Consider the following 12,060-nt stretch of genomic DNA (forward strand, 5'->3'; position numbering starts at 1 on the left):
TTGACAAATCAACAATATTTTGCCATACTATAAAGACCGGCTCTAAAATGGCAGCAAACTGCTATATAATAATACTAAAGTATTATAAATAGAAAGACATACAAACAGGAGGAATCACGGAAATGGTAGAGGTCAGGAACCTGACAAAGCGCTATGGCGCGAATCTGGCGGTGGACCATGTGAGCTTTTCGATTGAGGAGGGCTCTATTGTGGGCTTCCTTGGTCCCAACGGCGCAGGGAAATCCACCACTATGAACATTATCACCGGCTATCTCTCCGCCACAGAAGGCAGTGTGACGGTTTCGGGGAAGAACACACTGGACGACCCCAACGAGGTTAAACGGATGATTGGCTATCTCCCGGAGCAGCCACCGCTGTATCTGGACATGACGGTGAAGGAATACCTAAACTTCGTCTATGAGCTGAAAAAGGCCGAGCAGCCCAGAAAGGAGCATATCGAGGAGATATGCAGGCTTGTGAAAATTGACAACGTGTATAACAGGCTGGTGGGAAACCTGTCAAAGGGCTATAAGCAGCGTGTAGGCATTGCCCAGGCGCTTATAGGAAATCCGCCGGTGCTTATTCTGGACGAGCCCACTGTGGGACTTGACCCAAAGCAGATAATTGAGATACGCACCCTTATAAAGAATCTGGGGAGAAACCATACGGTTATACTGAGCTCCCATATCCTGCCGGAGGTTCAGGCGGTCTGTGAGCGTATTATAGTTATAAACAACGGCAAGCTGGTGGCCGACGGCGCTACGGATACTTTAGCCCATGACCTGTCCCAGGACCATAGGCTTATTATGTGTGCTGAGGGGCCTGAGCGTGAGATACTGCACGCTATCGAGGCCATGGAGCATGTTATGGATGTGTACTCCCTTGGGGAGAAGGAGCAGGGGGCCTATGAATTCAGCGTAGAGTCTGCGCCGGATATTGATATACGCAGGGACTTATTCGCCCTTATGGCCCGCAATGGCTGGCCTATTCTGGCGCTTAGGAACACAGACCTGACACTTGAGGACCTGTTCCTGCAGCTTACCAGCACGGACGCTTCATCTGATACGGGCGACGGGAAAGGAGAGGACTGATAATGACTGCAATATTTAAAAGGGAGATACGCTCCTACTTCAATTCACCTATAGGCTATGTATGTGTTGCAATTTTGATGGCACTCTACGGACTGTTCTACTTTATGGTAATGGCAAGGGGCTCTTCGGTTTATATATCCAGCTATGTATACGGCTCCATGTTCAATTTCTCAATGCTGGTAATACCGGTTATTACCATGAAGAGCATGACCGACGACCAGAAGAATAAGACCGACCAGATATTGCTGACAGCTCCGGTAGGGGTAACGTCTATAGTGCTTGGAAAGTTTTTGGCCTGCTTCTTCGTATTCTTCATTGCGTCTACATTGGGCCTTTTGCCGGCTATGGCAATGAACTTCTTCGCCACCCCAAGCTGGGGAGAGATAATCGGCAACTACCTTGGCACACTTCTCTACGGCGGCGCGATGATATCTATAGGCGTATTTATCTCAAGCCTGACTATAAGCCAGATAATCGCCGCCATCGGCACCTTTGCAGTGTCGGTTTTCCTGATGTATGTGGATTCCCTGGCAGCTTCTATAAATAACGCGGCTGTAGCTGCTGTGGTGAGCTGGGTATCCTTCAGCAACCGCTACAGCACATTTACCCAGGGACTGTTCAGCATAGCCAGTACTGTATTTTTCCTAAGCGTTATGGCTATATTTGTCTTTCTCACCGCCCGCAGGCTTGAGAGCCGGCGGTGGAGCTAAGGAGGTAGAAAAGAATGGACGAGAATAAGCAGAGCCTGGAAAACCAGGAGGAGATAGAAGAGGTGTCCGAGATTGAAGAGGGCGCCGTACAGGAGCCGTCCCCAGAGAAAAAGCCTGAGCTCGGGCCGAAGCCTGAAAAGAAGACGTCGTTATTTAAGGGAAATAAATTCAAGCGCGGCGGCATGGCGACGGTGCTTACTGTGGTGTTTATAGCCGTTGTGGTCGTGGTAAACCTGCTGGTGTCGGTGCTCTCGGAGCGTTTCCCCTCAATGAGCATTGACCTTACTGCCCAGAAGATGAATACCCTTTCGGAGCAGGCAACAGAGATAGCCAGGGGTATCCAGCAGGATACTGATATCTATCTGATAGGCAAGGAAGAGGCCTATGAAAATGACGCCATATACTCCGGCTACGGACTGAAGTACAGCCAGGTTATGAACCTTGCAAAGCGGCTGGAGGAAGTGAACTCAAAGATACACGTACAGTTTATTGACCCTGATACCAACCCTGATTTTATCAGCAGCTATTCCGGCGAAAACCTTACTACCGGCAGAGTGCTGATAAAGACTGAAAAGCGCTATAAGGTGCTCACAGTGGACGATATGTTCTCTATGTCCCAAAACCAGAATACAGGGGCCACTGACATGTTCTCCAATGTGGACAGCGCTCTGGCGGGGGCTATTGAGGTTGTAAACCTTGAAAAAATGCCAATACTGACTATAGCCACCGGCCATGATGAAATGCTGGCCGTTGACAGCATGAATGCGTTTATTGAAATGATGGAGAAGCAGAATTTTGATGTTAGGCAGATAGATATGCTCACTGAGGAGATTCCAGAGGACACCCAGCTGCTGATGATAGCGACACCCTCCACCGACTATACCACTGAGGAGATACAGAAGCTTTGGGACTTGCTTTCAGACCAGGAGAGGCAGGAGTCTGTATCCGTGCTGGTGAGTTTCTATCCCGGTCAGGGAAAGCTGCCTAATTTAACCGCATTTTTGGAGGAGTGGGGCGTCTCTGTGGGAATGGGCTCCGTTGTGGCTGAGAGTGACGCCAGCCGGTACGCCCTTACAAACCCACAGTGCGTGATGGTTGACTCCGTAGGCAATTCCATGAAGGAAAAGACGTATAAACGTCTGGTATCGCCACTTAGCGTGCCTCTGGAGGTTCTCTTCACCGGCAACGGCGACGTTGGCGTTGAGGAGCTATGGACCACCTCTGAGGGTGCGTATGTAGTGACCGAGAACACCTCACAGGAGGAGATGGAGAATCCTGAAACCTCCAAGCAGACTGTTGCTACACTGTCCTCTACAATAACACAGTTTGGCAACGAGTTCTACTACCGCAGTGTTATGGTGTTTGGCTCTTCGCATATCTTCTCCGACAGCTTCATGGAGACAGCTTTTGACAACGCAGAGTATCTCTCTGATTTGATGAAGCGGGCGACCGATACTGACGGGAGCTCTGTATCTATAATGACCAAGAATGTGCAGACCAACACAATGGACGTGACAGCCTCACAGAACACTATTATGATGCTGGGGCTGGGTGTGTTTACCATTGCGCTGCCGGTGCTTGTGCTCGTGCTGGGGCTGGGAATCTTCCTGAAGAGGAGGCATTTGTAAGCTAATGAAAAGAACCGCACGGAATATTATTATCCTGCTGGTAGTCCTCATAGTCCTGGGCGGAGCGGTGCTGCTGCTTATGAAGCTGCCCACAGAGGACAGTGGGGACGAGAGCTCAGGCTCCAGCAGTTCGGAGGCTGTGGAGCGGGCTGCCTTGTTTGACAGGGAGGACACGGATGTCGAGTCCGTGGAGATAAAAAACAGCGAGGACGAATATACGATAATACCCAAAACAGAGGATTCCAGCCTGGGATTCACTCTGCAGGGGTATGAGGACTTTGACTTTAACACCTCACAGGTTGCGGCAAATGTACGCACTGTATTGGGATTCGAGGCTTCAAAGGAGTTGGGCAGCCAGGAAAACCTGGACGCTTTTGGCCTTGGAAGCGGCGGGGCAAAGCTCACGATGAACTATAAGGACGGCAGCAGTGACCAGCTGGTGCTGGGGGATTTATCGCCGGAGACCAATGGCAGGTATGTTCTGAAGGACGGTCAGGTCTATATAGTCGCCGGGGTGCCGGGCTCATTCCTGGAGAGTAAGTTCAGCTATTTCTATACAGCGGTATATACGGTGCCTGACATGACTGAGGTGACGGTTGACGATGAAGGCGAGTCCACTGAAAGCGTTGTAGAGGACAGGCTGGACTATATGACCCTCAGCGGCGGGCACTTCCCCGAGCAGATAAGCGTCAAGCCCAGTTCGAAATATCTTAGCGGCTACGGCATTACCGAACCCATCACGGCTGAGACAGGGAACACGAAGTTTACTGAGCTTATGACATCCTTGAAGAGCCTTTCAGCCTCTTCGGTGGTAGACGCTGGTGTAACTGATGAAAAGCTTGAGCAGTACGGACTTTCTGAGCCGGACGCGAGTATCAGCTTCTCTCTCAATGGGGTTGAGCATGAGGTTAGCGTCAGCGCTAAGGACAGCGACGGAATGCGGTATATGATTGCTGACGGCAATAATATTGTATATCAGGTGGAGAATAGTGCCGTTACAAACTGGGCCGACGCCGGGCTTATGGACCTTCGCATGAGCTATGTTTGGATAGCAAATATTAAGGATGTGAAGAAGCTTACCGTTATCCTAGACGGGGACCAGGTAAAGACCTATGAGATAACCAGAGAAAAGAACGAGGAGAAGTCCACTGACACCAGCACGGAGTATGACATCACCAAGATAATCGATGCCGGTGGCAGCTCAATAGACTATGAAGTATATCAGCCATTCTATCAGAAGATGATAGGCGTGGCGGTGTTCACAGTGGAGGCGGCTGAATACAGCGGCGAGCCGGCGGTGAAGATTGAGTATGAGTATTTCAACGGCGGCACAAATACCGTGGAGTACTATGAGATACCGGGCATGAGCCGGTATGCTGCTGTGCTGGACGGAAAGTACAATGGCCAGGTGCGCGGGACTGACTTGGACGCCATGATTGAAATGGTGCCATAAGACCGCGGTATGGCTTGAAAGGGAGTGTGCTTATGAAAAAGTTATTGTGTTTAGTGCTTGTACTGCTGCTTGCGGCGGGAGCTCTGGTCGGCTGTGCGAAAAAGGAGGAGAACAACTCGTCTTCGGAATCCTCAAACATTTCCCATACGCCGGAGCCGCAGCTGAGCGGGCCGCACCAGGTGGGGCTGGTACAGTATATGGACTATGCCCCCTACGATGAGGCAAGAGCCGCCTTTATGAACCGCCTGGAGGAGTGGGGCTATGGGGACAATAGACTGCAGGTTGACTACCAGAACGCTGGGGGAGACGCGGCGAAGCTGGAGGAAATCTGTAAGAAGTTTGCCCAGGACAAGAAGGATGTTGTGGTAGCTATTTCCGCCCCGGCAGCTGAGGCTGCTGCAAAGGCCTGTGAGGGGAGCGATACCAAGGTGGTATTTATGGGGATAAATAACCCCCATGACGACTTGGGCATTGAGGACCCGGTAAACCCTGGCGGCAATGTCACAGGTGTCGCGGACATGATAACGGCCCGGCCCACTATGGAGCTGGCGCTGCAGGCAAAAGGTACTATACAGACAGTGGGCCTGCTCTATGACCCTGCCTGCCCGTTTGGCACAGATTATGTGGAGGCACTTAGGACCCATTGTTCAGAGCTTGGGATAACTCTTGTGGAGAAAGAGGTTTCCGGCAAAGACCAGGTTGCGGCGGCTATGCAGGAGCTCTGCGGGCAGGCGGAGGCGGTATTCACACCAATGGACAGCACGGTGGCTGCCGCCGGTCAGGAAGCCGCTAAGGCCGCGAGGGACGCGGGTAAGCCCTGGTATACTGCCAGCGAGGACCTGGTGGCTATGGGCGCTACAGCCAGTATAAATATCGATTATACTGACGCCGGTAATAAGACCGCGGATATGGCGGTGCAGCTGGTGGCGGGTAAGAGTGTACAGGAACTGGCAGTGTATTTTTACCCACAGGGACGGGTCAGTGTGAACCAGGAGGCTATGAACGCGCTGGGGCTGAGGTTCCCTGAGGAGGTAATGGAAACAGCCAACTATATCCAGGCACAGAAACAGGAGTAAGCAACAGAATAATTCTTACAAAAAACCGTAGGCGTTTTGCCTGCGGTTTTTTTGTGTTAAAAACTTTCTCCGTCTGAAACCTACACTATATAGAGCAGCTTATAGACACCGCCTACCAAAGATTGGTATCATTGATAGAAATATATTGCAGCGGGCTGCTCCAGCCGGCTTGCAGGAAAGGATTTTGAGTATGGCGAATATACAGGCGAGAAAAAACAAGGAAGGTCAGGTGATTTCGTATAGCATCCGGGTATATAGGGGGCGGGACCCAAAGTCCGGAAAGCAGCTGACACCCTACTCCCATACATGGCGGGTACCGGAGGGCTGGGGCGAAAAAAGGGCCAGAAAGGAAGCGGAGAAGCAGGCGGTGCTGTTTGAGCGGCAATGCAGGCAGGATATATTCTCCGGCGGAAGGCAGACCTTTTCGGAGTATGCGGAATATGTTATGACCTGCAAAACTACCATGGGTATGAAGCATTTAACAGAGATTCACTACCGCCAAAGCCTGAAAAGGGTGCTGCCGGTTTTGGGGCCAATGAAGCTTTGCGATATCAAGCCCCAGCACCTGAATTTACTGTATCAGGCATTGTCATCGCCAGAAGCCAGGAATGACAACCGCATGGAGCAGGTGAAGCCTGTGCTGTGGAAGACTTTAGAGGAGCAGGGAGTAATCGGGGACCTGCCGGCTAAAGGCGGCGGGCTGGTAAGCCTGGCCCGGCTGCGGGAGGGGAAGCTGGTGAAGCCGGTTACTGCCCAGCGAATAGCCGACGCTCTGGGAATGCCTATAGGAGAGCTGTTTACACCTGTATATGGTCAGCGGACACTGAGCTCAAGAACAGTGATGAACTGTCACCTGCTGGTGTCGGCGGTACTTGGACAGGCAGAGAAGGAAATGCTGATACCGTATAACCCTGCCAGAAGAGCAGTGTTGCCAAAGCGGGATGACGGCTCGGACCCAAACTATTTCCAGGAGGACCAACTGGGGGAAATACTAAAGGCTCTGGAGTATGAGCCAATAAAATGGCGGGCGGCGGTGAACTTACTATTGGCTTCCGGGTGCCGCAGAGGGGAGCTGTTGGGGCTTAAATGGGACAAGGTAGATTGGGGGAGAAGGACAATTAGGATAGACTGCGCTATGCACTATGCCGCGGACAGGGGCCTTTTTGAGGGGCCGCCAAAGACCAGAGACTCTATACGCACGCTAGTGATACCTGAGGAGACAATGGAACTGCTTAGGGCACATAAGCTCTGCCAGGAGGAGGAAATAATGATACAGGGGTCAAAATGGAAGGAATCGCCGTATGTGTTTACCGGAGAGCATGGGGGACCCATGAACCCATCCCAGCTGGGCAACTGGCTTACCCGTTTTGAGAAGCGTCACAATCTGCCGCATCTCAATCCGCATGCCTTCCGTCATACAATGACAAGCCTGCTGCTTTTCAGCGGAGTTGACAGTATTAGCGTCAGCCACAGGCTGGGCCATTCCAGCGTTGCTACCACCACGACCATCTACGGCCACCTTATGAAGCAGGCTGAGGAACAGATAAGCGGCAGGATGGAGGAAATCATCAACCGTGCAAAAAATGCCGCCTCGGAGAAGGATGAAGAGAGTTGAATAAATGTTGAATTCCCTTGAAAGGTAAATTTTTTATACGTTGATGTGAAAAAATTGTTGAATTTTGGTGGAATAAGTCGAATTAGTTGAACGAAAGTTGAATTAATTCACTTTTGGCATACGAAATCATAGGATTTTTTTGCAAAAATGGGAGTATATAAATAACTTCCACTCGGCGGCAAAAGAGAGCCGTACGAGAATCTAAAATTTAAGAGGGTTGAAATCATGAACAAAAGCAAGTTCCTTAAGAGACCACTTGCGGCTCTTCTGGCCATTCTTATGGTCGTCGCTTTGGTCCCCATGAACGCTCTGGCGGAGGAGACGGAGGCGTTCGGGTTCCCGGATACCATCACCGTCAATAACCGCAACGCGGTCTACGACGCTGCTAACGACAGGTATGATGTTACAGTGTCGGATACCACCCTGGCCTCCATTTCGTGGACGCCGGTGGCGGACCGGAAGGTGGAAATCACCACCTACCGCGGTATCACTGAGACGGTCCCCTATGATAACCTGGACCTTTTGACCGAGGCCGAGGAGAAGGAGGACAATGTCTACGAGCTGACCCTGACGGTCACCGATACCAAGACCAACACCAAGTATCCTACCAAGCTGCGCATCACCGTTGACGTCACTGTACCCAACGACGACGCCAGCCTGCAGGCTGTTCGTGTGAATCAGAAGTTCACCGCTGGCGGCGACGATTACGAGTTTGAGGCTGTCAAGGGTGAGATTATCGACAACAAGGAAATCCAGATTACCCTGCCCCTTGGCATGACCGCCGAAGAGGTAGGCTTTGACGAGGACAACTTCGGCAAGACCAGCGGTGACGCCGGTGACAGCTCAATCGTGTCCAGGGTGTTCTCCCCCAGCTCTGCCTTTGCTACTGTTAAGTATGCAGCCGGCGCGGACATACTGACCGGCAAGGTCACCGTTACCGCTGTCACAGGCCGTACCAAGGAATACACTGTGCATTATGTGCAGGAGGCCGGCCTTAACAGTGTTGCCGTGAACTTCGGCACAAACCACACCGACGAGGTCGTGCTCTCCGAGCGCAGCTTTGACCCCCAAGGCAAGGTCGCTACTTACAGCGCCTACGTCAAGGATATTGAGAAGCTGTTCAAAAAGATTGACGATACTGGTGCGACATACAAGGCCCATGTGACTTTCAGCCATGAAAAGAACGTAGTGCGTGTTGAGGATTCCGGCGACACTTGGACCGCCGCCTACGATGATGATAGCGACGAGCCCATCCAGAGCGATGAGAACACCATTGACTTTGCAGAAGACAACGGTGTATATGTGGCCTACCTGAACGTCAAGACTAAGGCAAACTATGACGATGATGCGGCGACACCTGCCTACTTCAAAAATGTCAAGCTCGAGCTCCGCAGCGTAAACGACGACCCCGCTCCCGAGGACCCCAAGCTTGTGGAGTTCCAGCTCAACGGCTATGAGTCCGTCTACAACGAGGGCGGCCTAGGCGATACCATCACCTACTATGTTGACAGCGCTTACTATGCCGCCAACGTAGGTGCCGGAAACCTCGCCTCCCGTATTTCCGTGCGCACCAGCGGCGAGGCCGACGTGTCCATCCCCGCCCAGAGCGGCAACACGGATTTCTGGAAGTCCGAAGTTACGACAACAGCTGCAAAGCGTATTTCCAAGCCGAATCCCAGCGCCCCCTACATTGCCAACGTGGATGCCGGCGCGAAGTCCTTCATAATCCGTGTCGCAACTCCCGGCAGCAACGACCAGGGCCGTCTGTACACCATCAAGCTGCAGCCTGTTTCCGCAGGCCCCCGCAGCATTAAGACTGTGAGCCTGGTTGCAAAGAACAAGATTACAATCAACGGCGTGACCTACAACCCCGGCGACACCTACAAGGAGGCCACCAGGAACGGCGATGTCTTCGAATTCGCTCTGCCGGATGGGGATATTATTGATGTTCCCGCTATATCTGCTGGAGCCGAAAAAATTGAGGGTGTTGAGTCCAATACTGCCCTTGTAATCGATAAAAAGTTTGAGGCAGGCGGTACAAATTACGTTGAAAGATTTACTTTCAGAAAAGATTTCTTTGATAATATTCTCACCACTTGGGGTGGGAATGGTCACGGAGTGCTTACCGATGGTACTACTTTCCGGTTTATGCACGACGGTACTGATGTGAAGTTACAATATTCTGCTGATTCAACAACATGGAAAGACATAAGAACTGGAAAGTATGAGGCGGCAACCGGTAGCTTGTCATTTACCGGGGTTGGAACTGTTACCGTCTTCTGGCAAGAGACTGATAAATGGGATGACACAAATACTGGAACCGCACAAAACGGCATGAGCGCGGATGCCTTCAAAACTATCTTTGGTAGTGATGCTTTCGTCCTGACTAACGGAAATGGTAAAGTGCTCACTTATAAGACTGCAGTTCTTAATGACGTTGAGGGCTATAGCAAGCTTAGCGACGTTATCACCGATAACTTCTACCTGGTGACCAAGACCGGCGACGGCAGCAACTCCTCCAGCAACAGCAGGACCGGCGCTGTTATCACTCCCGGCGGCACCTGGAATGCTACCAAGACCACAACTAGCGAGGTAGGCACGAGCGCCTGGAGGCCCCAGGACAGCGGTACTACTGACGGCGCCTATGCCGAGGACGGTGACTGCTATGATGAGCTGGAGAATGGCGTTACCACCCTTGGCGAGCTTTGGGACGAGGATTACCTGCTGCGCAAGGCGTCCGTTGGTACTGGGTATAATGTTGTTAGCGATACCCCCCGCAGCTCTGACATGCTGGTACTGACTGTCACCAACCGCAATACCAGCGGCCATGCCAATACCTACCCTTACGGCGTAACCTTCAAGAAGGCCAGCCAGACCTCCGTGAACCCGCCCAAGTCCGAGGAAGCAGAGCTGACTGTAAAGCGCGCCACCTCTGCCCTGGATAATGACCTGGTATATGGCGGACGCACCATCAGCAGCTTCAACAGCCTGAACAATGTTTCCCCCAAAAATGACGCTCCCTACATCGGCGCCATCGGCGGGCACAACGAGTACAAGGTTGACGAGCCCAAGAAGGTTCCCGGCGGCCCGGACAATGCCTACTATATTGCCGTGCATGTGCCTGAGGACTTCGGTAACGAACTTGACAAAACTAGTGGTGCTGAAGATAGAAACATCTATCTTGACCAGGTGGTGCTCTCTGCCGGCGCTACTGTGACAGTAAATAGTACTAAATATACACCTGATACTGTCAATATCTGGCCTGAGAAGAACATTGTCCGCGAGCTGAGCCTTGTCATGGACGACCAGACCAAGGTTGGCAATACCGGTAAAAAATTTACCATCTCAGACGACGAGCAGGCAGAGGCCTGGTTTAACGGCGCCCCCCGCATAGCTGCGGTTGAGGACGGCAACATCCTGTACGTCAACAGCGAGAAGGACGAAGCTGCCGGAAAGACCGGCATGAACTCCACCCGCGTGTACTATATCATCACGGTTAAGGACAACTGGGCAAAGGACAACAACCTGTCCGGCATTACCTCTGACGACGCCACCATCAGCGGCGGCCGCTATCAGAAGGTCATGAACGTGAACGTGCCCTACAGCTACAACTGGAGCAACTACCGCGACAGCAGCCGCTACGACTTCAAGCTGAAGTTCGGCATGGCTGAGACCTCCATCCTGGTTGACGCCGCACAGGATACGCTCCACGGGCCCTTTACCAGCGCTGACCAGCTTAGTGAAGAGTATCTCCACAAGGATAAGCAGAAAATGCGCAACATCAAGCTCACCAACGACACCATATTCTTCGTGAAGGACAACGAGCTCTGGGTTGTCGACGAGCTGACCGGTGACGAGGTGCAGATAACCGGCTGCGGCAACGGCGTGAAGTACAGCGACAAGACCTGGGGCACCATCGTCACAGGCGAGGCTGAGCTGCACGTGTACAACGAGAGCCAGTCCATGATAGACATTTACAGGCTGCGCCTGAAGATTCAGGACGCTCAGAAGGCCAACGAAATCGTCAGCATCCGCGTCGATGAGACCCCTGCTGTGAAGACCGCGGACGAGAGCGTGTGGAGCGTAGACCTGAGCAACGCCACAGGTGTTGACCTGAGCAAGGTCGCCCTGAACATCACTGTTGCCCCCACCGCCACCATCGAGTCTGTGGCAGGCGCTCCCTACGAGGCTAATGTTAAGAAGTACGACCTGAACAAGGATATCAAGATTGTGGTCGTAGCCGAGAACGGTGACAAGAAGGAGTACACCCTCACCGCAGGCAACGGCGGCAGCGACAATCCCGGCCCCGGCCCCGACGAGAAGCCCTCGGACAAATACGACCTGAGCGACGTCTACTCGGGCCATCTTGAGGACGTAAAGAAGGCCATAGACATGGGTCTGATGTCCGGCACAGGTGCAGCAGGGAAGTTCAACCCCAAGGGCAAGATAGCCCGCCAGGACTTCGCCCTGATAATCGCCCGCGCCGA

General features: G+C 52.4%; 7 protein-coding genes. All 7 read left to right on the top strand.

What is annotated here, in order from left to right; genetic code table 11:
- Positions 1 to 122: 122 nt before the first annotated feature.
- On the top strand, positions 123 to 1,091 hold the full coding sequence (locus tag D5270_RS14735; RefSeq protein ID WP_166544801.1) for an ABC transporter ATP-binding protein: 969 nt from the start codon (positions 123 to 125) through the stop codon (positions 1,089 to 1,091).
- A 2-nt stretch (positions 1,092 to 1,093) separates the two neighbouring features.
- Positions 1,094 to 1,801, top strand: a complete 708-nt coding sequence (locus D5270_RS14740) for an ABC transporter permease (protein ID WP_166544802.1) — start codon at positions 1,094 to 1,096, stop codon at positions 1,799 to 1,801.
- 14 nt (positions 1,802 to 1,815) lie between these two features.
- Positions 1,816 to 3,429 (top strand): GldG family protein, encoded by a 1,614-nt coding sequence (locus tag D5270_RS14745; RefSeq protein WP_166544803.1) that lies wholly within the window; start codon positions 1,816 to 1,818, stop codon positions 3,427 to 3,429.
- 4 nt (positions 3,430 to 3,433) lie between these two features.
- Positions 3,434 to 4,882 (top strand): DUF4340 domain-containing protein, encoded by a 1,449-nt coding sequence (locus tag D5270_RS14750; RefSeq protein WP_166544804.1) that lies wholly within the window; start codon positions 3,434 to 3,436, stop codon positions 4,880 to 4,882.
- A gap of 32 nt (positions 4,883 to 4,914) precedes the next feature.
- On the top strand, positions 4,915 to 5,958 hold the full coding sequence (locus tag D5270_RS14755; RefSeq protein WP_166544805.1) for an ABC transporter substrate-binding protein: 1,044 nt from the start codon (positions 4,915 to 4,917) through the stop codon (positions 5,956 to 5,958).
- A 190-nt stretch (positions 5,959 to 6,148) separates the two neighbouring features.
- Positions 6,149 to 7,573 carry a site-specific integrase gene (locus tag D5270_RS14760; RefSeq protein WP_166544806.1) on the top strand — a complete coding sequence of 475 codons (1,425 nt, stop codon included), beginning with the start codon at positions 6,149 to 6,151 and terminating at the stop codon, positions 7,571 to 7,573.
- 225 nt (positions 7,574 to 7,798) lie between these two features.
- A partial coding sequence (locus D5270_RS14765; RefSeq protein WP_166544807.1) for a hypothetical protein occupies positions 7,799 to 12,060 on the top strand: 4,262 nt, incomplete at its 3' end.

The sequence above is a fragment of the Acutalibacter sp. 1XD8-36 genome (genome assembly GCF_009917525.1).
Taxonomy (GTDB): Bacteria; Bacillota; Clostridia; order Oscillospirales; family Acutalibacteraceae; genus Acutalibacter.